The organism is Bradyrhizobium ferriligni (genome assembly GCF_056837965.1).
Genome location: NZ_JBXEJO010000011.1, coordinates 15,530 through 36,683, shown reverse-complemented (window position 1 = coordinate 36,683; position 21,154 = coordinate 15,530). Strand labels below are relative to the sequence as shown.

27 protein-coding genes are annotated in these 21,154 nt (G+C 63.1%); 9 read left to right on the top strand and 18 right to left on the bottom strand.

Annotation, left to right across the window (positions count from 1 at the left end; genetic code table 11):
• Nucleotide 1: 1 nt before the first annotated feature.
• The 6 genes from AC1VNY_RS08650 to AC1VNY_RS08625 all read right to left on the bottom strand — a co-directional run bounded on the left by AC1VNY_RS08650 (nucleotide 2) and on the right by AC1VNY_RS08625 (nucleotide 7,359).
• Nucleotides 2-754: a methyltransferase domain-containing protein gene (locus tag AC1VNY_RS08650; protein WP_482404839.1), complete on the bottom strand. Its 753-nt coding sequence runs from the start codon at nucleotides 752-754 to the stop codon at nucleotides 2-4.
• Complete coding sequence (locus tag AC1VNY_RS08645; RefSeq protein WP_212055214.1) at nucleotides 751-1,563, bottom strand: hypothetical protein; 813 nt, start codon at nucleotides 1,561-1,563, stop codon at nucleotides 751-753. The genes AC1VNY_RS08650 and AC1VNY_RS08645 overlap by 4 nt, the downstream gene beginning before the upstream one ends.
• 13 nt (nucleotides 1,564-1,576) lie before the next feature.
• Nucleotides 1,577-3,850, bottom strand: a complete 2,274-nt coding sequence (locus tag AC1VNY_RS08640) for a polysaccharide biosynthesis tyrosine autokinase (RefSeq protein WP_482404838.1) — start codon at nucleotides 3,848-3,850, stop codon at nucleotides 1,577-1,579.
• A gap of 129 nt (nucleotides 3,851-3,979) precedes the next feature.
• Complete coding sequence (locus AC1VNY_RS08635; RefSeq protein WP_338156257.1) at nucleotides 3,980-4,642, bottom strand: hypothetical protein; 663 nt, start codon at nucleotides 4,640-4,642, stop codon at nucleotides 3,980-3,982.
• Between the two features lie 58 nt (nucleotides 4,643-4,700).
• Nucleotides 4,701-6,215, bottom strand: a complete 1,515-nt coding sequence (locus tag AC1VNY_RS08630; protein ID WP_482404837.1) for an O-antigen ligase family protein — start codon at nucleotides 6,213-6,215, stop codon at nucleotides 4,701-4,703.
• Nucleotides 6,216-6,246: 31 nt separating this feature from the next.
• Complete coding sequence (locus tag AC1VNY_RS08625; protein WP_018270685.1) at nucleotides 6,247-7,359, bottom strand: polysaccharide biosynthesis/export family protein; 1,113 nt, start codon at nucleotides 7,357-7,359, stop codon at nucleotides 6,247-6,249.
• Nucleotides 7,360-7,656: 297 nt separating this feature from the next.
• Between AC1VNY_RS08625 and AC1VNY_RS08620 the strand changes: the two genes are divergently transcribed.
• From AC1VNY_RS08620 to AC1VNY_RS08600, 5 genes are all read left to right on the top strand, one after another.
• Nucleotides 7,657-7,962, top strand: a complete 306-nt coding sequence (locus AC1VNY_RS08620) for a hypothetical protein (protein WP_212055219.1) — start codon at nucleotides 7,657-7,659, stop codon at nucleotides 7,960-7,962.
• Between the two features lie 127 nt (nucleotides 7,963-8,089).
• Complete coding sequence (locus tag AC1VNY_RS08615; RefSeq protein WP_482404836.1) at nucleotides 8,090-8,353, top strand: hypothetical protein; 264 nt, start codon at nucleotides 8,090-8,092, stop codon at nucleotides 8,351-8,353.
• Nucleotides 8,354-8,462: 109 nt separating this feature from the next.
• Nucleotides 8,463-9,746: a hypothetical protein gene (locus AC1VNY_RS08610; protein WP_482404835.1), complete on the top strand. Its 1,284-nt coding sequence runs from the start codon at nucleotides 8,463-8,465 to the stop codon at nucleotides 9,744-9,746.
• Nucleotides 9,747-9,753: 7 nt separating this feature from the next.
• Nucleotides 9,754-10,530: a metallophosphoesterase family protein gene (locus AC1VNY_RS08605; protein WP_482404834.1), complete on the top strand. Its 777-nt coding sequence runs from the start codon at nucleotides 9,754-9,756 to the stop codon at nucleotides 10,528-10,530.
• Between the two features lie 16 nt (nucleotides 10,531-10,546).
• Nucleotides 10,547-11,131, top strand: coding sequence for a hypothetical protein (locus AC1VNY_RS08600; protein ID WP_482404833.1), 585 nt, complete (start codon nucleotides 10,547-10,549; stop codon nucleotides 11,129-11,131).
• A gap of 28 nt (nucleotides 11,132-11,159) precedes the next feature.
• Here AC1VNY_RS08600 and AC1VNY_RS08595 read toward each other — a convergent pair whose 3' ends face one another.
• Nucleotides 11,160-12,578 carry an undecaprenyl-phosphate glucose phosphotransferase gene (locus AC1VNY_RS08595; RefSeq protein ID WP_482404832.1) on the bottom strand — a complete coding sequence of 473 codons (1,419 nt, stop codon included), beginning with the start codon at nucleotides 12,576-12,578 and terminating at the stop codon, nucleotides 11,160-11,162.
• 119 nt (nucleotides 12,579-12,697) lie between these two features.
• Between AC1VNY_RS08595 and AC1VNY_RS08590 the strand changes: the two genes are divergently transcribed.
• Entirely contained in the window at nucleotides 12,698-13,003 is a 306-nt protein-coding gene (locus tag AC1VNY_RS08590; RefSeq protein ID WP_038387964.1) for a hypothetical protein, read from the top strand.
• Between the two features lie 13 nt (nucleotides 13,004-13,016).
• Here the strand turns inward: AC1VNY_RS08590 and AC1VNY_RS08585 are convergent, their stop codons facing one another.
• Nucleotides 13,017-13,391, bottom strand: a complete 375-nt coding sequence (locus tag AC1VNY_RS08585; RefSeq protein WP_461190899.1) for a transposase — start codon at nucleotides 13,389-13,391, stop codon at nucleotides 13,017-13,019.
• A 659-nt stretch (nucleotides 13,392-14,050) separates the two neighbouring features.
• On the opposite strand from AC1VNY_RS08585, the gene AC1VNY_RS08580 reads away from it, so the two are divergent.
• On the top strand, nucleotides 14,051-14,239 hold the full coding sequence (locus AC1VNY_RS08580) for a hypothetical protein (RefSeq protein WP_038387966.1): 189 nt from the start codon (nucleotides 14,051-14,053) through the stop codon (nucleotides 14,237-14,239).
• A 186-nt stretch (nucleotides 14,240-14,425) separates the two neighbouring features.
• On the opposite strand, the gene AC1VNY_RS08575 is transcribed toward AC1VNY_RS08580, so the two are convergent.
• From AC1VNY_RS08575 to AC1VNY_RS08535, 9 genes are all read right to left on the bottom strand, one after another.
• Nucleotides 14,426-14,635: a hypothetical protein gene (locus AC1VNY_RS08575; RefSeq protein ID WP_016841790.1), complete on the bottom strand. Its 210-nt coding sequence runs from the start codon at nucleotides 14,633-14,635 to the stop codon at nucleotides 14,426-14,428.
• A 771-nt stretch (nucleotides 14,636-15,406) separates the two neighbouring features.
• Nucleotides 15,407-15,664 (bottom strand): hypothetical protein, encoded by a 258-nt coding sequence (locus AC1VNY_RS08570; RefSeq protein ID WP_482404831.1) that lies wholly within the window; start codon nucleotides 15,662-15,664, stop codon nucleotides 15,407-15,409.
• Nucleotides 15,665-15,844: 180 nt separating this feature from the next.
• Nucleotides 15,845-16,873 (bottom strand): NAD-dependent epimerase, encoded by a 1,029-nt coding sequence (locus tag AC1VNY_RS08565; RefSeq protein ID WP_482404830.1) that lies wholly within the window; start codon nucleotides 16,871-16,873, stop codon nucleotides 15,845-15,847.
• Nucleotides 16,874-16,967: 94 nt separating this feature from the next.
• Nucleotides 16,968-17,384 (bottom strand): hypothetical protein, encoded by a 417-nt coding sequence (locus AC1VNY_RS08560; RefSeq protein WP_038387967.1) that lies wholly within the window; start codon nucleotides 17,382-17,384, stop codon nucleotides 16,968-16,970.
• Nucleotides 17,385-17,440: 56 nt separating this feature from the next.
• The gene (locus tag AC1VNY_RS08555) at nucleotides 17,441-17,719 is read right to left on the bottom strand and encodes a hypothetical protein (RefSeq protein WP_482404829.1); all 279 of its coding nucleotides are present in this window, start codon (nucleotides 17,717-17,719) and stop codon (nucleotides 17,441-17,443) included.
• A 169-nt stretch (nucleotides 17,720-17,888) separates the two neighbouring features.
• A complete protein-coding gene (locus AC1VNY_RS08550; protein WP_028331616.1) occupies nucleotides 17,889-18,086 on the bottom strand; it encodes a hypothetical protein in 198 nt (65 codons plus the stop codon).
• Nucleotides 18,087-18,247: 161 nt separating this feature from the next.
• Nucleotides 18,248-18,406 (bottom strand): hypothetical protein, encoded by a 159-nt coding sequence (locus AC1VNY_RS08545; protein WP_016841796.1) that lies wholly within the window; start codon nucleotides 18,404-18,406, stop codon nucleotides 18,248-18,250.
• A gap of 96 nt (nucleotides 18,407-18,502) precedes the next feature.
• A complete protein-coding gene (locus AC1VNY_RS08540) occupies nucleotides 18,503-18,676 on the bottom strand; it encodes a hypothetical protein (protein ID WP_482404828.1) in 174 nt (57 codons plus the stop codon).
• A gap of 148 nt (nucleotides 18,677-18,824) precedes the next feature.
• Nucleotides 18,825-18,977, bottom strand: a complete 153-nt coding sequence (locus tag AC1VNY_RS08535; RefSeq protein ID WP_016841798.1) for a hypothetical protein — start codon at nucleotides 18,975-18,977, stop codon at nucleotides 18,825-18,827.
• A 262-nt stretch (nucleotides 18,978-19,239) separates the two neighbouring features.
• Here AC1VNY_RS08535 and ku point away from each other — a divergent pair, with 262 nt between their 5' ends.
• Nucleotides 19,240-20,217 (top strand): non-homologous end joining protein Ku, encoded by a 978-nt coding sequence (gene ku, locus AC1VNY_RS08530; protein ID WP_482404827.1) that lies wholly within the window; start codon nucleotides 19,240-19,242, stop codon nucleotides 20,215-20,217.
• A 215-nt stretch (nucleotides 20,218-20,432) separates the two neighbouring features.
• Nucleotides 20,433-20,660 (top strand): hypothetical protein, encoded by a 228-nt coding sequence (locus tag AC1VNY_RS08525; RefSeq protein ID WP_016841800.1) that lies wholly within the window; start codon nucleotides 20,433-20,435, stop codon nucleotides 20,658-20,660.
• Between the two features lie 30 nt (nucleotides 20,661-20,690).
• On the opposite strand, the gene AC1VNY_RS08520 is transcribed toward AC1VNY_RS08525, so the two are convergent.
• Complete coding sequence (locus AC1VNY_RS08520) at nucleotides 20,691-20,855, bottom strand: Flp family type IVb pilin (protein ID WP_016841801.1); 165 nt, start codon at nucleotides 20,853-20,855, stop codon at nucleotides 20,691-20,693.
• Between the last annotated feature and the right edge of the window lie 299 nt (nucleotides 20,856-21,154).

The following is a 21,154-nucleotide window of genomic DNA, read 5'->3' as shown; positions in this document are numbered from 1 at the left end:
CTTATCGGTCCTGTGGCGGCGCCGAGTCGTGCCGGCAGATCGCCCCGCAATGATAAGTCGCAAGTCGGGTCGCGACCCCTGGGCTGACCGTCAACAACGACTTCCGCACGATGCTCTTCGCGAGCCCCTTCATCCGCGACGAATGAAAAGCATGCACCGGCAGGCTGTGGTCCCAGGTGCCGAAGTCCTTGACCTTGAGCCCCACAGTCTCCAGCAGCAGCCGAAACGTATCGGGCGTGTAGAAATTGATATGGCCGATGTCGAGCGTCGATTGCAGCGCCCGGCGACTGGTCCGCGCGTGCAATTCGCAGGGCACCTCGACATAGATGAAGTCCCGCGAGACCCGGGCGAGCTCGTAAAGCAATGCGCGCGGTTCGGGCACGTGTTCCAGCACGTGGCTGGCATAGACGAGGTCGAACGCGCCGTCGGCGAACGGGATCGTCGCACCGTCATAGCTGGACCAGCGGAATGGAGTTGAAGCCGCGCCGTCGATCTCCAGATTGGTCGCGGGATCGATGACGTCGATGCCGGTGAAATCGCGGCCGACGCCGATCGCCGACAGCCGCGCCAGCACGGCGCCGGTGCCGCAGCCGACCTCGAGCACATTGCCGACCCTCGCGGCGGCTGCGCCGAGCAAGCCGGCGATATGATCGGCCTTGTCGACCGCGCAGACGCGGCGCCAGTCGCGCTCCTGCGCCGAATAGACGCCCTCATAATGCGCGTTGTGCTGTCCGACGCAAAATTCCATCGTCATGGCCTGGCTCTCGCCTCCGGCGGCATTGGGGCAAGCTCGTCGAAGCGGTCGTTCGATTTGTGCTCCCAATTGCGCCGTTCCGCCGGCGAGCGGCGGTCGAGATCGTATCCAATGTCGGCCATGGTGCGGGTCAGGATGTCGACGTTCCGTTGCGGGACAGCTGCGAGGCCGGCCAGCAGCTTGTCACGGTGCGCCCAGCCCGGTCCCTTCAGGAGATCGATTGCCTCGGTGTACAGCTCGGTCTTCACGAGACGCGCGAACTCGGCAATCACGTCGGACGAAAGGTCAGGCGGCAGCGCGTCGAACATTCCGAGCGCCATCGCGCTGCGCTTGACCACGATCCAGCCCTCATTCGGTCCGAGCCGGTACGACACCCGCAGCAGGTCGAAATTGGCGTCGCTCAAACCCTGCCTCGTATTGCGAAGCCAGAACAGCACGAGCCAGAGATAGGGATCGGCCGGCGCGCAGCCGAGCGATTTGCGGACAGCTTCGTCAAGCTCGCCCATCCGGGCGTCGACCTGCTCGCCGGATGCGAGCGCGTTCTCGGCGCGCCGCAACCGGATCACCGCCGCGCTGCGATCGATGGCCGGCATGCAATCCCTTTCCGCCACGGCGCGCGACAGCAGCGGACCGAGGTCATCGAGCTCGGCGTCGCTGACCGGTACGTTGCGAAGGATCAGGTCCTTTGCGCCGTCGAGCCGGGTCTGGTCGACAAAGTCCGGCAAGGTGGTCGTGCCCCAGGCGACAGACGAGCACGCGAGCGCGGCCAGCAAGCCGCGCGCAAGCCAGGCGGCTGCGCGCCCGGGCATCCCACCGTGCGTCTCAGTCGGTGTAGCCATATCGCCCATAGTGCGAGTTGTAATAGTAGTTCTTGCCGCCATAGCCGCTATAGCGGCTCATCGCGGCAATATCGGCCTTGTTGAGCACGACGCCGAGCAGGTTCTCGTTGACCGCTCGCGCGCTGCGCAGCGCGCGCTCGACCACCTGCACCTGGGTCTTGCCCCATTCCACGATGAAAACGAAGGAATCGACGAAGTGTGCGGTGATACGGACATCGACCACCGGCGTGAGCGGCGGGAAATCGACGATCACGTAGTCATAGTGGCTGCGGGCCCCGTCGATGAAATCCCTCATCTGGTCGGAGGCCAGCACGTCGTGCGAATGCGCGATGCGCGATCGCGTGGCGCCAGGCAGGAAGGCGAGGCCGGTCTCGGGATCGCGCCACAGCGTGTCCTGCAATGTCGCATTGTTCGACAGCACGTCGAGGATGCCGCGCTCGGCAGTCGCGGCGACCTTGCGGCTGAGCGAGGGATTGCGCAGATCGCAATCGATCAGGAGCACGCGGGCTCCGCTCTGGGCAACCAGTTGCGCAAACACGAAGGCCAGCGTCGACTTGCCCTCGTTGGGAAGCGCGGAGGTCAGGCCGAGGATCTTTGACGGCTTGGTGACGTTGAGGTCGGCATTGACCTTGATCGAGCGGATCGCTTCCGAAAACCGCGAGAACGGCGAATCGATCGCCGCCCACAGCACCGGCTCATCGCCGCGCCGGATCGTGCGCGGACCGATCGGCAGATTGGGACGACCGGCGACCGGAGCCTTGATCTGGCCCGGCGAGACGCGGGGAACGATGGCGACGCAGTCGGCCTCGAGGATCGTCTCGACCATTTCAGCGGTGCGGAACACCCGGTCATAGAGGTCGCGCAACACGCCGAGCCCGAGCCCGGCGATCAGGCCGCCGAGCGCCGAGAGCGCGAGCACGACCAAGGTCTGCGGATGGCTCTTGCTGAGCGGACGCGAGGCACGGGTGATCACCCGCGCCTCGCTGACGGGGAACGACTGCTGCTGCACGTTTTCCATGTAGCGCTGCAGGAAATTGTCGTAGAGCGAGCGATAGGTCTGCGCCGAGCTCTCGAGCTCGCGCAGCGTGACCTGCGCCTGGTTGGTGGACTGCGACTGCGACACCGAGTCGTTGACGGCGCGCTCGATCTCGTTCTGGCGCTGCAGGGCGATCGCATAGTCGCTCTTGTAGCTCTCGGCGAGCCGCTTCAGCTCGTCCACAATCGACGACTGGATCTCGCGCATCTGGTTGCGGAGGTTGACGGCGGCCAAATGATTGTAGCCGTAGCGCGACGACCAGTCGGCCTCGCGGTTGGCCAGCTCGAGATATTGCGAGCGCAGCTTGGTGATGACCTGGTTGTTCAGGGTATCGGCCACCGTCGCATCGGGGACGCCCCCCTTCACCACCGCCTCGATGCGGTCGAGCTTGGCCTTGGCGTCGGTGACCTGCGACTTCACGTGGAGCAGCTGGGTGTTGAGCTCGCCGAGCTGCTGCTCGTTGAGCAGCTTGCCGCTGGAGGTGACGATGTTGTTGGTCTTCTTGTAGTCGAGCACCGCGCGCTCGGCGTTGGATGCCTGCGTGCGCAGCTCCTGGATGCGGTCCTGCAGCCAGACACTGGCGCGGCGCGTCGCCTGATATTTGGAATCGAGCTGGTCGACGATGTAGGCGTCCGCGACGGCATTGGCGATCTGTGCCGCACGCTCGGGATCGAGCGAGCGGAAGCTGACCTCGATCACATAGGTCATGCCGCGGCGGCGGACGTCGAGCTGCTTCTGGAACGTGCGGACCGCGCGCCGGGTCCGGTCGAACTCGGTGGGCGGCGCACCGCCGGCGAGCAGGCCGGACACGAAATCGAGCACGGCTCCTACCGCGCCGGCCCTGGAGCCGACGAATTCCGGATCCTCGTTGAGCTTGAGGTCGCGGATCACCGCGAGCGCCACGTTCTCCGACTTCAGGATTTCGACCTGGCTCTCGACCGCGGCGGAATCCATCGGGGCCTCGCTCACCGGCGATTGCTGCTGGAAGGCCTGGAATTTGCGCGTGTCGATGATCATCGTGGCGAGCGCCGTATAGCTCGGCGCCGCAGTCATCAGGTAACAGATGCCGCCGAACAGGCAGAGCGCGGCGGTCCCGAGGATGACCCAGTATTGCCGGAGCAGATAGGTGACGAAGGCGTCGAAGGTTTCCGCCAGCGACGGCAGTTCGGCCGGACGATTTCTTAAGTCGACGGACGGCGAAATCTGGTTGCGCTGAAGCATCTCGTCCTATCGCCGCGCCGGCAGGATGGATCCTGCCCTCGCGCCCTCCAATGATTCTGCGAAGCGTCCCGCCGCCGACACCGAAGCGCGTTGCTGCAGAGAGTTCTCCATTGGCGATCGGAAGCCCGCTCAGGGAGTTACTGTTGAAATGAGGGTGGTGCCGGTGCCCGTGGCCGTACCGGTCGTCGTGCTGCCCGAACTGCTGACGGACGAGGTGAAGCTGAAGATGCCGGTGTTCACGCTGTTTCCGTCGATGGCCTCGAGCGTGCCAGCTCCGGCGCCGCTGGCGCCCAGCGCGCTGGTCTGGCCGCCGGATGCACCGGCGCTGCCCGCGCCGCCGGCGCCCGTTGCGGCGGTGCCGCTGTCACCCGACGCTGCGGCAAAGGCCATCACGGTGTCGAGATCCTTGGTGTCGGCAATCGCCTGCTGGATGCGCGTCGCGTAGGTCTGGTTGCTGCGCACCACGATGCGCGCGGCCTGGGCGAGACCGGCGGCGATCGCCGTCTTCTGGTCCTTGCTTGCCTTGGCGAGCAGCGCAATCAGCGGATCGAGCGATGTCGGATCGTTGAGGGCGAAATCGCGCGCCCGCGAGGTCAACTCCACGCCCGCATTCGGATATTGGGTCAGCAGCTGCTCCGGATTGGCCTTGAAATTGGTGACCGCCTGGGACAGCTGGATCAGCCCGCCAGGAGTCTCCGCCATCGCCGCGCCGCCGGGCGCCGCGAGCGCCAGCATCAGCAACATCGCGAGGCGCGGAGCGGAAAAACCGCCGGATCGCTCAAATGTGAACACAGCTATCTCCCTAACGAATACTAACAGTTCGTTAGCATAGTCAGAGTTATCGCGCCAATTAAATAGCCTCGCCGGCAGCGCCCCCGCTTCGGCGTGCCAAATCAGCGTTAACCGGCCGCCCGACCGTAACACCGGCGTCACGATCGGAGCCGCCATCGGAGCCGCCCCCGCCGGAGCGGAAGGATTGCGACAGGCCTGCCCCGAGCAGGGCCGCGATTACAACGGCATAGCCGGTGATCTGGAGCGAGAAATCGATCATCGAATGGAGCGCGCCGGCGGCCGACGCGCAGAGCGCCGCGAGCGGCACGATCACGTCGCGGCGACGAGTCCGCACGCCATGCGCGAGCACGCCGAACGCTGCGAGCAGCGCGATCATGGCGGCGCCGGCCATTAACATTCCGCCGTCGGACGCCAGTTCGAGCCAGCTGTTGTGCGCCCGGTTCCAGGTCCCGCGCAGCGAGATGTCGTCGGTGCGATAGGCCGGATAGACCCATTCGAAGGTCCCGAAACCATCGCCGAGCCACGGGTGATCCCAGATCATCCGCAACGTTGCGCGATAGGTCGAGAACCGTCCCTCGTCCGACAGGCCCATCGTGCTGAAGCGCGCGCCGACACCGCCGCCGAGAAGCTGCAGCAGTGCCAGCGCGATCAGGCTGCCGACGCCGAGCGCCACGATCATGCCGTAGCGGCGCGGCACGCGGTTGCGAAACAAGATTGCGGCAGCTGCGACCGCGGCGAGCAGCGAGATCCCGACGCCGCCGCGCGAGCCGGTCAGAAACATCGCCAGCAGGCAGGTGAGCCAGCCGAACGCATGGCCGGCGAGCCGGCGCCGCGCCGGCATATCGAGGCGCGCGAGCAGCCGTGACAGGCTGGCGCGGCGCGACGGCCAATGCCGCTCGATCAGCTCGCAGCCGAACAACAGCCAGATCAGCGCACAGCAACCATAATAGATGCCGGCAGTGTTGCGATTGACGAACGGAGATGTCAGCCACGCCAGGTGCGCCTGCTTCTCGTGCAGCAGGTAGATCCGGGTGGGATCGATCGCGAAAGTGATGATGCCGCAGATCGCATAGACCAGGCCCGCCGCGGCCACCGCCCGCAACAACCCGCGCGCCAGTCCGCGGTTGGCACCGAGCATGACGCCGATGGCGAAGCTGAGCAGGCAAACGATTCCGACGCCGATCGAATAGAACGGCTGACCGCGCGCGATCGACACGGCCGGCGGCAGCTCGGCAGGCAGCAATTTGCCGGCCTGTGCCCACAACGCGTTCGGCGCCACGCCTGACCAGGGGTGGAGCGCCGACTGCTCGTGCAGCACCAGCATGGCAAGCGCCGTCAATAGCGCCGTCACGGCGAGGATCATGAGCTGACTGCCGCGCAGGCGCATCGGCAACACCCCGAGCAGTGAAATCCCGAGCAGGATCGACCAGATCGCGGGCGCAACTGTGCCGACCGAGCCGAGCGGCAGCGGCGCCAAGGCGACGACGGCGCAGAACAGCCACGACGACCAGCGCACCGGCCACGGCAATGCCGTCGCCTCGCCCGAGCCGGAAGCTAGTCGCAAACGTGTCATGAAGCCGGCCGTGCCGGCTCACGCCCCAATATCAGGGCGCAAGCTTGATCGAATTACGAAGTAAGGTTGCGTTGTAGGCGGCCACGATCGGATCGTTCACCGTTGCGGTCACGAGGCGGATCTGCTGCATCACCTTGGCGTCCTCGACGGATGCCGCGTTCGACGCATAGAGCACGTCCTTGTTGCGCAACTGGAAACGCGTGGCCAGGAAATAGCCGGCCGGATCGCGGAAATTGATGTTGTAGACGACCGGGATGATCGGCCCTGAATATTTGCTGACGTCGACGCCAAGCTTGGCGGCCACTTCCGGCAGTTCGCCGCGATAGACGAACACCGAGGCCGGATCGGCCGAGGAGTCGTTCAGGCCGCCCGCTTTGGCGACCGCTTCGGCGAGCGAGATGCGCCAGGCCTCGAAATTGAACTGGCCCTGCGCGCCCGAGGCGCCGAAGGCGACGAAGGTCTGCGGCTCGCGGTAGACATAAATGGTGTCGCCGGGATGGGCGTAGATATTGCTCTTGGGCTCGTAGACCAGCTGGCCGAACGGCACCGTAGTACGTTTGCCGTCGCGCTCGAGCATGACCCATGTGTCAAAGCCCTGCCCTTTCGGGCCGCCGGCGCGCGTGATGGCGTCGAGCACGTGCTCACCCGCTGCGTTGGCGGGGAAGCGGTTCGGCGAATTGACCTCGCCGAGCACGGAGATCAGCGAGGTGCGCTGCTCGATCAGGGCGACCACGGCCTGCGGCTCGATCGCGCGGTTCTTCAGCGCATCGACGATCGAGCGCTGCACTTCGGTCGGCGTGCGGCTCTTGGCGCGGATCGCGCCGGCATAGGGCACCGAGATGTTGCCGTCGGTATCGACGTTCTGGTTCGGCAGCGTGATGTAGTTGCCGGGACGCACGCCGGCCTCGACCGGAATGAACAGACCGCCGGCGGCGGCCTCGAAGATCGTGACGCTGACGACGTCGCCGATGCCGAAGCGGATATCCTTCGGCGGCGGGCCCTGGATGCCGCCGGCAAGTTGCGGCGCGAATGACGCCAGCACGTTCTCGATCTGCGGTGTGATCTTGACCATCGCATAGGGCAGGCTTTCGGGATCGCGCTGCCCGGCCACGACATCGGAGCTCGTCGGACCGTTGGTCGGCATGTAGTGGCAACCGCTGACCCAACAGGCGGCCGCAAGCAATAACATTACCCGAATGAAAACCGCACGCGACATTTAAATACTCCGGCCGTGCCGTAACACGCCGACTATCATAATCACAAGGTTCCGCGATATATTGCGATGCAATTGATAAATAATGTTAGCGAGGTGAGGCAATTCGGCGACACCGGCGCACCGCCGTGAGACAAAGCCCGGCGCACCGTCACTCCGGCTTTGATTTCGTCCGGTGTTCCCGTTATCTGTGAATGAGATGGTTTGAGTTAACCGATTGAGGGTTCGATGACCCGCATGAAGCCACTGGCGATCGCGTTGGGAATGGTCGCCTTGCTGCTGGGCGGTTCTGTTGGCAGCTCGGTTTTTGCCGCAGAACTAAGCGTTTCCCCGGCGCCGCGCGCCGTGCAACGGGTCGGCGGCAACTGTCAGCGGCTGCAATATTGTCATGGCGACGTCTGCCAGTGGAAACGGGTTTGCTGGCACGGCTGTCCCGATCGCTACTCCTGCGCACCGCTCTACGGCGCCTATGGACCATATGGCGGACGCGACTATTGGGCCGCCTATAGTTACGGCGATCTGCGCCCGTTTTGAATGTTAATCTATTAACAAATCCACTGGCCATTCGCGCGTCGGCCGGCGCCGCGCCGGCCCGCTTGCGGCGTGCGGATTAACCCCGGCTTAGGCCCGGCCCGCTACCGTGCGGGCGCAGGGTTTGGTTATGTTATTTGTTTTCCTTGGCAATTTGATCGGCGGCACCGTTCTCGGGCTGCGCCAGCACTGTCTGGTGCTGGCGCCGGTGGCGCTCGCGGAGCTCGCGCTGCTGGCGGCCATTGGCGTGGTCCGCCTGTCGTGGTCGGAAACCGCGCTGCTCATGATCACCGCGATCGTAGCGCTGCAAGTCGGTTATCTGGCAAGCACCTTCGCGCCGCTGTTCTGGTCCCGCACCTCGACGCCGCGTCTCGCCCTGCGCCGTTCGCAATAGCAGGGCATAACACTGCCCCTTTTGGCGTGGCCGATTTCCGTTGACCTCGCGGCAAGCCCGGGGCATCCCGCTGTCTTGCGTCTCATCCTCCGCAGGACCTCCCCCTCTCGTGTGGAACGTCACGGCTTTCATCTGCATCTTGATCGGGGCGTCGATTCCGCTGGGTCTCATCGACGCATCGCTCGCGACGGGTCCCGTCGGCGCGGCGACGTCGCTCGGGCTGCTCGCAAGCCTCGTGGCGATCCGTCCAGGTGAGCTGTCGTTCCTGATGTCGGTCGCCGGGCCCGCTGTTGCGGCGGCGCTTCTGCCGATGCTCTGGATCATCCTGCAGATGCTGCCACTGGCTTCCTTGGCACATCCGGTGTGGAAGTTCGCCGGCGAAACACTGGGAGCACAGCTCAGCGGCAGCATCACGATCGACACCAGCGCAAGCCTCGGCGCGCTGCTGATCTGGCTGTCACTCACGTCAGTCATGATCACCGCCGCCGCGATCGCGATCGACGCCCGCCGCGCCGATGTGGTGGCCCGCACCATTGCAGCAACGGCGGCCGTCGCGGCCCTGATCCTGCTGCCATCAAGCGATCCGGTCAAAGTCTGGCTTGGTGCTGCGCGCGATGAGACGGCAAACGGATTCCTGGTCGTGGTTCTCGTTGGCGTTCCGCTCAGCCTTGCGCGCGCGCTCGACGTCGGCGGACACGCTGACGGCCGCACCGCAGCCCAATTGACGCGGCTGCGCTGGCTACTCGCCGCCGGCGCGCTGTTCTGCGCCGCCAGCGCCTGCTGGTACGGAGGGCGCGGCGCCGCGATCTCACTCGCCGCGGGCATCGCCCTCGTCCTGATGACCTTCGCCGCGCGGAAGCTTCACCTGCACCGCTGGAGCAGCGCTGCTGCTGCGGCGGCGATCGCGCTGATCGCCCTGGCGACGGCGATCGCCAACCGCCATCCCGACGTGCCGCTTGCGGTCGCGTTTGTTCATGCACCGTCCGAGTTCGTGCAATCGACCCATAATCTGCTCGCCGACCTGCCCGCACTCGGCAGCGGCGCCGGCACCACGGCAACGCTGGCGTCGACCTATATGGACTGGCAGGGCGCCACCACGCGGCCGGCGGTTGCGACCAGCGCGGCGGCCTTGATCGCCCAGTTCGGCTCCGCCATGTTCTGGACTTTAGTCGCGGCTATCATCGTCGGCATCGCAGCGTTCACGGCCGGTGCGCGCAATCGCGGCCGCGACTGGTCCTACCCTGCATCGGCCGCAGCCATCCTGCTGACGCTGCTGCTTGCCAGCTTCACCTTGCCGGAATTGCCGGCGCTGCCCGGAGTGATCGTGTTGGGAGCCGTGATCGGAACAGGACTGGCACAGCGGATCAGCCGTTCACGGTTGCAGGCGGGCTAGACGCCAGATGCGCAGCTTCCTCCAGCGTCTTGTCGGCCAGACCGGCGATCGCGAACATGAGGGCGACGAGACCTGCATCTACGCCGTCGGTGATATCCACGGTCACGCCGATCTGCTGCACGAGATCTGCGCCCGCATCGATGCCGACATCGGTCGGTTCCGGCCGGCGCGACCCATCCAGGTGTTCCTCGGCGACTATATCGATCGCGGACCGGATTCGCGCGATGTCATCGCCATGCTCGATCAACGCCGCCGCACCCGCAGCATGGTCTGCCTGCTCGGCAATCACGAGGCCTGCCTGCTGGAGTTTCTCGTCAATCCCGACATGCTCGCGCAATGGCGGCAGTTCGGCGGCTTGCAAACGCTGATGTCCTACGGATTGACGCCCTCGCCCAATCCCGACGCCTCCGAACGAAGGGCGCTCGCCCGGCAATTGATCCGCCAGATGCCGCCGGCCCATCTCGCGTTCCTGCGCTCGCTGCCGCTCTGTTATGTGCACAAGCGCTACTTCTTCGTCCATGCCGGCGTCAGGCCCGGCGTCGCGCTCAACCAGCAGCGCAAGGAGGATCTGCTCTGGATCCGCGACGACTTCCTGATGTCGGAAGATGATTTCGGCAAGGTCGTGGTCCACGGCCATACGCCGGTGCATGAGGCCGAGCTGCTGCGCAACCGCATCAATATCGACACCGGCGCCTATGCGACCGGCCGCCTGACCTGCGTCAAGCTCGAGGGAGCACGGCGAACCCTGCTGATGACCGGCAACCGGGCCGCGCACCATGGCTGACACGATAGCTAACACGATGGCTGAGGCGATCGGCCGGAATGCGAGGCGCCTCTCGCCGGCCTTCGTGCCGGCCGCCGCCGCGATCGGCGCGGCGACGCTGGCCTTGTCGGCCTGGTGGCTTGCCGCCGATGCATTGCGCGGCAAACCGGCGATCGCCGCAGAGGTCGGCATGGTCCGAGGCGAGCTGTGGCTGCGCGACGGCTGGAGCGAATTGCAGACGTCGCCGGAGGCGGCCGAAGCCGCGTTCACGCGCGCGCTTCGCCTCTCGCCGATGGACGCCGGCGCCTGGTTCGGCCTCGCCTCGGCAACGGGACGGTTCGATTGGCTGAACCCGACCGCGTCGAAGGCGCTGAAGATGTCCTACTACACCGGCTTCAACCGCAGCGACCTGATCGCGCCGCGCCTGATCCTGCTGGCGCAGGTCGACACCGCGCGCGATGTCGAATTGGTCGATCTGCTGCAGCGGCAGATCCGCCTGATCCTCACCCGCGCGCCGGAGCTGAAGGGAGCGATCGGGCAGGCCTATCGCGTGGCTGGCGACGCCAACCGGCGCATCATCGAGGCGGAATTCAAGGACGCCAACCAGAGCATTCCGGAGTAAGGCGCGCCTGGCGCCGGATGCCCAGCCGTCAGATGCCCTTGTGACGCAGCACCGCGCCGACCGTGCGCAGCAGGATGCGCAGGTCGAGCACGAAGCTCCAGCTCTTGATGTAGATGAGGTCGTGCGCCACGCGCAGCTGCATGTCCTCGATCGCCGGCGTCGCGCCGCGCAGCCCCTGCACCTGCGCGAGACCGGTGATGCCGGGCTTGACGTGCTGGCGCTGCGCGTAGCTCGCGATCAGCTTCGAATATTTGTCGTCATGCGCCAGCGCGTGCGGCCGCGGCCCGACCAGCGACATGTCGCCGCGCAACACGTTCACCAGCTGCGGCAGCTCGTCGATGCTGCGGCGGCGCAGCGTCGCGCCGATCCCGGTCAGCCGCGGATCGTTCGGGCGGGCCTGCGTGATGACATCGCCATCCTCGAGCACGTGCATCGAGCGGAATTTGAGGATGGTGAATTGCTCGCCGTCGAAGCCGTTACGGCGCTGTCGGAACAGGACCGGCCCCCTGGAGTCGAGCTTGATCGCAATCGCCGTTCCGATCAGCAGCGGCGCGAACAGCACCAGGAGGCCGCTGGATGCCACGATGTCGAACAGCCGCTTGCCGGCGCGCTCGAGCGAGGTAAGCGGCGAGCGCTGCATTTCCAGCGTCGGGATCGGGCCGGTCGCCACCATCCGCAGCGCCAGGAACCGCTCCGCGGTCCGGTCCGGCAGCAGCCGCACCGGCAGCGGCGATGCCCGCAGCTGATCGCACACGAACTGGATGCGCGGCTCTTGCTGCCAGGGCAAGGCCAGGATGATCTCGTCGGCGCCGCACTCGCGGGCTGCACGAATGGCTGACGCGACGGCAGCCCGGTCGCCGGCGTCGTCGGACGATCCGGAGAGCTGGACCCGTCGCACCTCGCTAACGCCGAAATCGCTCAGCAGGCTCGCTTGCCGCACCCGGGACAATTCGTCCGCCATCCCGACCACGACCGCGCGGCGCGTGGCCAGCATGCCGCGGTCGATCGCGCGTTGCAGCGGCGCCTGCAGCAGCATCCGTCCAGTGACCAGGCCGAGGCCGCCGATCAGGCCAAATGACATCACCGATCCGCGCGAGACGCCGGAACCCACCTTCAGAAGGAAGATGATCAAGGTCATCAGCAGAACGACCAGCAGCCACCCGCCGAGCAGGCTGCTCCAGCGCCGGTCGAGACCGGCCAGCACCTGCGCATTGTAGAGGCCCTGCGACTTCGCCACGAACATGTGAAGGATGGCGGCGAGGACCCCGATCCCTAGAAAACCCTCGAAGCTGTTGCTATAAACCGTGTGGTAGTAAAAGAGGTGATAGGCCGCGCCGCCAACGATGCTGGACAGCACGACGATTATCATCTCGAACGCGACGGCGAATACCTCGAGAGAGGCGAAAGCGAACGAGAAGGCGCCGAAGTTAACCGGTACCTTCGTCAATCGAGCGTCCGAAAGGTCGGTCATCGGGAATTAACATTCGTGTTAACAATTCATATGTGTATTATCAGGCGGGTCGTGAGCTCGCAAGACCTGCTGCGGATATCGGATAGAGAGCGCGCATGAGTTCATCGGCTGGCGAAACCGAGGCCGCGCTGGTGGCCCTCCTCCATCTCATCCGCCTGATGGGTGCCGAACTCGTCGCAGGCCAGCACCGCGACGACGTCGAGGTGCTGGTCAAGGCGATCGAGACAAAGCTGCGAGCGGCCCGCTTCCCGGCGGACATGCCGAATCAGGACATCGTCAGAGGCCTGGACCTTGCACAGGCCAGACTGCGTCCGATCTTCGAAGAACTGCGCGCAAGGTCGGAGAAGGCACATCTGAGCGACCAGCTACTGCTGGCTCCCAGGCCTCCACGCATCCACTAACAGATAGGTTACGTCAGCTTTGGGCTTCACCACGGCGGGGCAAGCCGCTCCCGCCGCTGGACCTGAGCGCAAGCTTCTCCTCGATCTTCATTTTCTCGAGCAGCAAGTCGGTCACGATCCGGCGCAGCCGTTCATTTTCCAGCCGTAATTCATCAATACGGTTATGGACAGGGGGGATCCCATCTCGATCATCGGTGCGAGAGGCGAATTCGGTAACAGTACCATTCGCCTGGTGGCCACGTGCGGCCTCCTGCTTGCGCCAGCGATGAAATGTCATCACGCTAACGCCCAGCACCTTGCACGCTTGGGCCTGGGACTGCCCCCGCGCCATGAGTTCCTCGGCCTGTTTGACCTTGGAACTGATCTCCTCAGTAGAATGACGCCTCATTGGTCATCTCATTGCCCCCTAGATTAGCAATCATCGCATGGCCTATAAGCTATGTAAATGCAACAGGAAATTCAAATTGAGGGTTTCCCGGGGGCCTTTCGGGAGCCTCGAACTTGCCGGTCGGCAGCAACACATAGTGCGAAGAAACGCCGAAGCTGCAAGGTATTTACCGGAATATACGGGGAATATTCCTCCGCTGAAAGGGCCCGATAAAAAAAGTTATACGACTTTCTGTGTATGAGAGTTTGATCTGGATAACTGGCGCACTGTTTGCATTCTCAAATGAGAATATTCAATCGGTCTCTCGACAGATTGTGAGTGCGCCATGCCCCGCCGCGATAATCGCCTCATCGGTCAAGCGCAACTTTCACAAATTTCTAACAAATTAATCCCGCGACTTTCGCGTCCGACCGCTTGCGGGCGTACACGCCCAGCAGTAGTTACTAGGACGTTAGGTGTCATGAGGGTTTCAACATATTTGAGGATTATTTTCACGAGATCTAACGCTCATAACTCGATCCACGAATTATCAATTAAGCGCTTTCCCACCCAAGGCCATCAGGCGGAACCACGTCCGCCCGATAATCCACGAACCATTCTGCGCTGACGCTTGTCAGAGCCAGTCTCTGATCAACATTCTTTTTGCGAGGATCGACACCATGGCGCGTCTCAAGGTCTTCGAGGGGAACCAACCCGCGTCCAGCGAGGCGGCCGACATCCTGGAACGCCTCGTCGCAGAGAATTGCGAGCTCCGGCATACCGCGGTCGAACTGGTCTTGCAGAATTGGATCCTGCGCGAGCGTCTGTCCGATGTCGGGGCGCACAAGTCCGTGCCGCAGGAACACTGACCGCCCCAACCCTCACGACCGCGATTGTCCGCAACAACGTCCGCCAGCTCGCCTGAACGAGCATCGGGCCGGCGCATTCTTCAATTTAGAATTGAATTGTCCGCAGCTGCAGGCGCGCCAGCATGCTCGCCGGATTGGCGAGGATGTGGCCGCATATCTTGCCGGTGAGAAATAGGCTGACGAACTTCAGCTGTGAACCCGGCGCAGCGCGACGCGCGGGGTGTTCTGCTCACGAGACATGCCGAACGAACGCGACGAGCCCGGGCGTTCCTGGATTTCACGTAACTCAGCGATATCAAGCATCAGCGCAACGACTTCGTTGCGCAGCGATTGATTGGTCGCGAGCAACGCCTCTTCGATCGGCTGATGCAAATGTTGAACTTTGTGCTGCTTCATGGCGCGCCCTCGCTCTGCGGTTAAGGGTATGAGCGATGTGATTGAAGTTTCGATGACAGGGTTATTCCGCGCACATGGAAGGCGGTTAATGGGGCAGGTTTGCGACCAACGCGGCTCCGAGTTAAATTTTCTCAATCAGGTTCCACAACCTGATCGCGAAGCGCTCGATCGGCGGCCTTTGATGTGTCGTACCGATGAGTTGGCAGCGGCAGCGATAAGGCGCGCGGCTGGACAACGCGGCTCAATGCGGGGCAGAAGCTCTACCAAGCGCATGATATTGCTTGGTGATCATTGATGGCCGCCGTGCCGTGCAATGCTGAACGCGCATTGTTCGGCTATCACAATGTCGCCGTGTTACAGCGATCGCACATCAAAGGACGCGTTCAGGCGCACACAAGATATTCCACCAAGCTGCTCCCCAGACGCAAAATCTGCTGCTGCCATGTCCATCAAGGATCGCAGAGTGTTTCGACCGGTTGCGAATATTGAAGCGGTTGAGGGTGTCCTGAAGCGCTCGAGCAACCTTGCAAAATGAATTCAACGCTGGACATCGGATCAAGCGCGATTTCGCCTCCGCCGGCCCCAACCGCGCTAACGCTATTCTAATTCAAATGAGCGGGACCGAGGCGTCCGACTTGAACAGAGGGAGCGAACGCCTTTCGCGCGCTTGGCGCTCCATTCGCACGCGCTTGCACAGTCGCCACAAACAGCAGCGGCAGCGAAGATTCGCCATAAGCATCGCTAATTCGCCACGCGCGTCGCGATCGCGCGCTATTTCGATTTAGGAGGCGCATCGTCGTCCATCTTGCCACCATTGGCGACGCACTTTTTAAAATAGTCGCGCTGGGCTTTCGCACCGCCCCGCGCGCTGCCGGAAGCAGGATTGCCGGGCTGTAGCGGCGGAAATGCCTTCGCCACCAAAGCATCGCAGGCGCGCGCCACCTGCACGTCGATCGCGTGCGCCGGAACCATTATGCTGCAGATCATGACCACGGCTGAAGCGATCGCAAAACCCGAGATAACTCGCATTGCCACACTCCGTTCCAAGCTGAACCAGTTTTTTTCTCGAGTCCGGACTCGCAAGGAGCGCACTAAAGCATGATCCGGAAAAGTGCGAAGCGGTTTTCCGTCGCAACAAACGGGGATCGCGTTTGCGCGAAGATCAAGCCCTGACCGCGAGTTGAAAAGCGACGACGATTCTCGCGGCGCCTAGGCCCGATCGACGTCGTGATAGGCCCGATACCAGGCGACAAACCTGGCAATGCCATCCTCGATCCGCGTCTGCGGGCGGAAGCCGATTTCACGCTCCAGGTCGGAGACGTCGGCCGACGTCTCCGGTACATCTCCCGGTTGCATCGGCAGCAACTGCTTTTCGGCCTGCCGCCCGAAGCCCTGCTCGAGCAGCGCCACCACATGCATCAATTCTTCCGGCCTGCTGTTGCCGATATTGTAGACCCGCCACGGCGCCCGGCTCGAACCCGGATCGGGATGCGCTCCCGACCAGTTGACGTCGCCCTCGGGCGCACGGCCGATCAACCGCACCATCGCCTCGACCACGTCGTCGACATAGGTGAAGTCGCGCCGCATGTTGCCGTTGTTGAACAGCCGGATCGGCTTGCCCTTGGTGATCGCGTCGGCGAACGCATAGAGCGCCATGTCGGGCCGATACCACGTCCCATACACGGTAAAAAACCGCAGCCCGGTCGTCGGTACGCGATAGAGATGGCTGTAGGAATGGGCGATCAGCTCGTTGGCCTTCTTGGTCGCGGCGTACAGGCTGACCGGATGGTCGACATTGTCGTGGACCGAAAACGGCAACTTGGTGTTGGCGCCATAGACTGACGATGAGGACGCAAACAACAGGTGTTTGCACGCGGTGTGCCGGCAGCCCTCGAGGACGTTAAGGAAGCCCTCCAGATTGGAATCCGCATAGGCGTGCGGGTTCTGCAGGGAATAGCGCACGCCGGCCTGCGCAGCGAGATGCACCACGACCTCGAAGCGATAACGCTCGAACAGCGCCTTCATGCCGGCGCGGTCGGCGAGGTCGAGCTCCACGAAGGTGAACCCACGGTGCTGCTTGAGCAGATCGAGGCGCGCGCGCTTGAGCGCCGGGTCGTAATAGTCGTTCAGATTATCGAGGCCGATGACGGGCTGCCCTGCCCGCAGCAGATGCTCCGCCAGATGGAAGCCGATGAAGCCGGCGCAGCCCGTGACGAGTAGATTGCCTGCGATCACCACGTTTTGCCTGTGCCTTTCGCCTTGCGCCGGACCTTCGGGAAACGCCGTTACACGCGGCAGCCGCAGCTGCCTGCACGTTGCGCGCCGCTAGGCGTCAGTTGCCGGCGGCCGGAGGCTTGTAGTCCGGAAAGCGGCTCAGGACCGCGGCCTTCATGAACTTGAAGTGCGCAATCTCGGTCGCCAATTCCTTCAGCCGGCGCTGGCCGTTGGAGATCTCGGCGTCAAACAGGTCTTGATGATAGTTGTCAAGCGCCTCGCGTTCCAGATATTCGTCGGTGCCGTTGCCGAGGGTCACCGCGGCGCGGGCCAGAACATCATCGACACGGCGGCCAAGACCGGATTGCTCGCTTTCGGCTGCCTGCAACGCGGCCTCGATCGCGGCCATGATCGATCCGATCCGGGCGCGATCGGTCTCGGCATCGCGCTCGGCCGAGCGTGCCTTGAAACCTTCCTCGCCGCGGCGCGACCTGATCAGGTCATGCGCGCGAGACCGCAAAAACAGCTGAAACATCTGTCAGTATCCGGTTCGGGCCCATTCAGGCAGCACAGGTCAAAAATCGCCCGGTCTTAGTTAAAAAAGGATGAATTGCCCTCATGCCCGGCCCTCAGGTCGGCTTTCCACTTGATCCAGGCCTTGTCATGCTTGTCATAGAGTTCGAGCCACCGTCCCTCACCCGCTGACGGCACCAGGCCCGTGCCCTTATCGTCTCCGTCCGCCAGTCCCGGCAGCGAGGAGTCCAGGTCCTCGAACTCCGATGTCTCCTCAAGCGTTAGCCCGACCAGCACGCGCTTGCCACTGACATCGACGACATACCGCCTTGGCGAATGCCCCCTGAGATCACTCATGACGTGAAAGTTCCCTTGCGATCCGCGGGGCTGGCGACGAGATCAGCCGCACGCTGGCGCGCAACCAACCCGCCTGCCGCAACGGACGCGGACATGATGACCGATTGCATGTTGCCAGCCAACCCCAACTCACCACGCACAGTCGCGCTACCTCGATCGAACTACTCCGCTAGAACGCGCGACGCATGTGGCCGAACGCACTGACCGGCTGTTCCCGCCTCGACGATTTCGCGGCTGATGGCGCCACATACGGTGCATAGATCCGATATTGCGCGCGGCGCTTGTGCGACCGCCACGAACGCGCAGCGAAACCGGAGAAGAAGCCTGCGACGAACACCGCCGCGAGAATCAGAGCAGGAGAAACCATCACAATCGTCCACGTTCGCCCCGATGTTATTAACATTCGAAGTTGTGACGACATCATGATTGGACGCGCCGAAAGATTGTTCAGCCGCTGGAATTTTTGTGCAATCGAACGGCGCAACAATGATCAGGCATCAACAATGGTTGTTCTCGCGAGACAACGTCTCAGGAGAACCACCAGAGCATGAATTTCAGGAACATCGAGCTGAGAAGATAGATCCACCCCGCCATCGCCAGCACCGTCAATCCGACGAAGACACCTGAAACGCTTTTCTCCTTGAGGCGGGCCAGCAACGAGTTTTTTTCTTCTTGCGAATAGAACATCTCAGGCTCAGGACGTATCTGATTCAAATCAGCTAGCAGTCAATTTCGATGATCTCGTGACGCGTCGCCGCAGCCATTCGCCGCGCGCATCACAGATCACCGCTGCAAAACGCTGCCAAGCCGCACGTCATCGCTCAGGGAAATTCCATTCGACACGATGTGGAATTCGACGTCGGCGATCGCGGCAGCCCGCGCGCCGGAATTTCCACTTGCATTCTGGTCCGATCGGCGTCGCGTCCGTACGTCAAGACGATCGTGCAGCTTGACCATGCGATGTGGCCCGCATGCGGGATAGCGGCGCGCCGGAAGCCCGTGCGATCGACCGAACGGATTTTTCCCGGGAGCAATCTGCCCGCTTCGCCCCGCCTCTCAGTTTAACAATCAAGTCCTCGCACGCAGCCAACCAATGATCATCGCCTCACACGCGGAAAAAGGCGAACCAGACTATGCCGAGGATCAGGACAGCCAGCCCTGTCGAGGCCGTGAGCAGCGCGAGAACCGAAGGTCCAGGCTCGGCCTGGCGCGCCTCTGTCGGGGTTTCGACGATTTGACCGTGTCGTTCCGTTGCCATGGCAACCTCTTTGCTTAAGTGCCTGTAATTCCGGCGTTTGCCGCTCCCCTTCGACAGCCAACGCGTGATCGGGAGTGATGTTCCGAGCGCTTCAACGGCTGCCCAACCGCAGTCCCGCCGCCGCGTCAAACGGGCGCAGCGCGAGGTCACGGTTAACGCCGTTGCGAGATTCACCGGGCCGTGTTGTTTCAAACTGGGGTTCCCGGTGTTATCCTTGACCGTTCCGTCGGTTGCGTAATCGGAGTTTCCCCGGAGTTTCCCTATGGCCCCTCGCGCCAATTGGAAGGGCTTCTTGCGCCTTTCGCTCGTGACTTGCCCGGTTGCCCTGTACCCGGCGACATCGGATACCGAAAAGGTCTCCTTCAACCAGATCAACCGCAAGACCGGCCACCGCATCAAATATGCCAAGGTCGACGCGGAGACTGGCGAGGAAGTCTCTACCGAAGACATCATGAAGGGCTACAAGGTCGACACCGACACCTATATCGAGGTCACCAAGGAAGAGCTCGACGACATCGCGCTGGATTCGACCCGCACCATCGAGATCGACGAATTCGTGCCGCGCAGCGAGATCGACAGCCGCTATCTGATCCGCCCCTACTACCTCGTTCCCGACGGCAAGGTCGGCCACGACGCCTTTGCGGTGATCCGCGAGACCATCCGCAGCCTGAACAAGGTGGCGATCGGCCGCGTGGTGCTGACCAATCGCGAGCACATCATCGCGCTCGAGCCACTGGATAACGGGCTGATGGGCACGCTGTTGCGCTACCCGTACGAGGTGCGCAGCGAGAAGGAGTATTTCGACGACATCCAGGATGTGAAGATCACCAAGGACATGCTCGATCTCGCCAAGCACATCGTCGAGCAGAAGTCCGCCGACTTCGATCCGGAGGAGTTCGAGGACCGCTACGAGCAGGCGCTGATCGACCTGATCAACCAGAAGCGCGACGGCATCAAGATTGCCAAGCCCGCGGCGAAGACCAGCGGCAACGTCATCAACCTGATGGACGCCCTGAAAAAGAGCCTCGCCAACGAGAAGCAGGCCGCGCCCGCCAAGGCCGAGGCAAAGGCCGCGAAGGGCAAGAAGCCGAAGAAGCGCATCGAGGGCCAGCGCGAAATGCTGCTGCCGATCTCGGGCAGCGGCAAGCGCGAGCCCAAGGAGGCCGCCAAGCCCGAGCCGAAGAAGGCCGAGAAGACAACGCGCGCCCAGGGCACCGCGGCGCGGAAGAAGGCAGGCTAGTGTGCTGAATGCGAAGTTCGTGCGATTTCGCGGCAGCCACTTTCACGAACTTCGCATTCATAAAGCACACTAGAATCATAAGTTTGCTAGTGTCCTTATCGAATCCGAAGTTCGCTCCGAAGGTGCGGCAAATGATGCGAACTTCGGATTCGGGACACTAGCGCAGCGACCGCAAGTTGAGCCCGGTCCGCCGCGCCTGAGATGTCCTGGTCGAGATGCCCTGGTCGACGCCGTTTGACGAACCAATCGCGCTGCATCGCGGCGGCACGCTGGTGACGCTGCAGCACGCTGCCGACTACATCATGAAGCTATCGGAAGACACCCAGCAGGAGACGCGCTGGCAGATCGCGGTCGAGCATCTGATCAATGCGGCGGAACAAGGTGCCGGCTGGTTGATGTTCGCGCGCATCGCGATGCTGCGCGCGTTGAACGGGGACGACTGAATCCGGAAAATGCCGGGCTGCCGGCAGCGCTTACTTGAATGCCGAACTGACGGCATTGAATTGGCCGCTCACACTGGTGCCGATGCCCCTGACGCCGGCGACGATCACGATGCTGATGCCGCCGGCGATGATGGCGTATTCAATGGCCGTCGCCCCGACCTCATCACGCAGAAACCTTGCCATCAACGCGCGCATGAAAAGCTCCTGTCCGACGCTCGCGGCTTTTTCTCCCGCGCCGTAGTAATATGCCGGCCAAACTAGGCCACATTGGTTGACGGCCCATTGAGGGAAAGGATGAACGGTCGCTTAAAAGTTGCAGCGAATTTCCATGCTAGTTCTGCCTGCATCGGGTTGCCGCCGGGCGAGGCACCGGGCCGCGACCGGAGCGCTTTCAAGCGAAGGCGACACCGGCTCGCGCAAAGAAAACGCGTCAAAACAAGAATTTAAGAGCTCCGTTCTGATCCTGTCTGAGCGAAAACAGCTCCAGTCGTAAA

What these genes read in the sequence shown, in the direction of transcription:
- AC1VNY_RS08650 (WP_482404839.1), bottom strand. Translation starts at nt 754, where the DNA reads ATGACGATGGAATTTTGCGTCGGACAGCACAACGCGCATTATGAGGGC.
- AC1VNY_RS08645 (WP_212055214.1), bottom strand. Translation starts at nt 1,563, where the DNA reads ATGCCCGGGCGCGCAGCCGCCTGGCTTGCGCGCGGCTTGCTGGCCGCG.
- AC1VNY_RS08640 (WP_482404838.1), bottom strand. Translation starts at nt 3,850, where the DNA reads ATGCTTCAGCGCAACCAGATTTCGCCGTCCGTCGACTTAAGAAATCGT.
- AC1VNY_RS08630 (WP_482404837.1), bottom strand. Translation starts at nt 6,215, where the DNA reads ATGACACGTTTGCGACTAGCTTCCGGCTCGGGCGAGGCGACGGCATTG.
- AC1VNY_RS08625 (WP_018270685.1), bottom strand. Translation starts at nt 7,359, where the DNA reads ATGCCGACCAACGGTCCGACGAGCTCCGATGTCGTGGCCGGGCAGCGC.
- AC1VNY_RS08620 (WP_212055219.1), top strand. Translation starts at nt 7,657, where the DNA reads ATGACCCGCATGAAGCCACTGGCGATCGCGTTGGGAATGGTCGCCTTG.
- AC1VNY_RS08615 (WP_482404836.1), top strand. Translation starts at nt 8,090, where the DNA reads ATGTTATTTGTTTTCCTTGGCAATTTGATCGGCGGCACCGTTCTCGGG.
- AC1VNY_RS08605 (WP_482404834.1), top strand. Translation starts at nt 9,754, where the DNA reads ATGCGCAGCTTCCTCCAGCGTCTTGTCGGCCAGACCGGCGATCGCGAA.
- AC1VNY_RS08600 (WP_482404833.1), top strand. Translation starts at nt 10,547, where the DNA reads ATGGCTGAGGCGATCGGCCGGAATGCGAGGCGCCTCTCGCCGGCCTTC.
- AC1VNY_RS08590 (WP_038387964.1), top strand. Translation starts at nt 12,698, where the DNA reads ATGAGTTCATCGGCTGGCGAAACCGAGGCCGCGCTGGTGGCCCTCCTC.
- AC1VNY_RS08585 (WP_461190899.1), bottom strand. Translation starts at nt 13,391, where the DNA reads ATGAGGCGTCATTCTACTGAGGAGATCAGTTCCAAGGTCAAACAGGCC.
- AC1VNY_RS08580 (WP_038387966.1), top strand. Translation starts at nt 14,051, where the DNA reads ATGGCGCGTCTCAAGGTCTTCGAGGGGAACCAACCCGCGTCCAGCGAG.
- AC1VNY_RS08575 (WP_016841790.1), bottom strand. Translation starts at nt 14,635, where the DNA reads ATGAAGCAGCACAAAGTTCAACATTTGCATCAGCCGATCGAAGAGGCG.
- AC1VNY_RS08570 (WP_482404831.1), bottom strand. Translation starts at nt 15,664, where the DNA reads ATGCGAGTTATCTCGGGTTTTGCGATCGCTTCAGCCGTGGTCATGATC.
- AC1VNY_RS08560 (WP_038387967.1), bottom strand. Translation starts at nt 17,384, where the DNA reads ATGTTTCAGCTGTTTTTGCGGTCTCGCGCGCATGACCTGATCAGGTCG.
- AC1VNY_RS08555 (WP_482404829.1), bottom strand. Translation starts at nt 17,719, where the DNA reads ATGAGTGATCTCAGGGGGCATTCGCCAAGGCGGTATGTCGTCGATGTC.
- AC1VNY_RS08550 (WP_028331616.1), bottom strand. Translation starts at nt 18,086, where the DNA reads ATGGTTTCTCCTGCTCTGATTCTCGCGGCGGTGTTCGTCGCAGGCTTC.
- AC1VNY_RS08545 (WP_016841796.1), bottom strand. Translation starts at nt 18,406, where the DNA reads ATGTTCTATTCGCAAGAAGAAAAAAACTCGTTGCTGGCCCGCCTCAAG.
- AC1VNY_RS08540 (WP_482404828.1), bottom strand. Translation starts at nt 18,676, where the DNA reads ATGGTCAAGCTGCACGATCGTCTTGACGTACGGACGCGACGCCGATCG.
- AC1VNY_RS08535 (WP_016841798.1), bottom strand. Translation starts at nt 18,977, where the DNA reads ATGGCAACGGAACGACACGGTCAAATCGTCGAAACCCCGACAGAGGCG.
- ku (WP_482404827.1), top strand. Translation starts at nt 19,240, where the DNA reads ATGGCCCCTCGCGCCAATTGGAAGGGCTTCTTGCGCCTTTCGCTCGTG.
- AC1VNY_RS08525 (WP_016841800.1), top strand. Translation starts at nt 20,433, where the DNA reads ATGCCCTGGTCGACGCCGTTTGACGAACCAATCGCGCTGCATCGCGGC.
- AC1VNY_RS08520 (WP_016841801.1), bottom strand. Translation starts at nt 20,855, where the DNA reads ATGCGCGCGTTGATGGCAAGGTTTCTGCGTGATGAGGTCGGGGCGACG.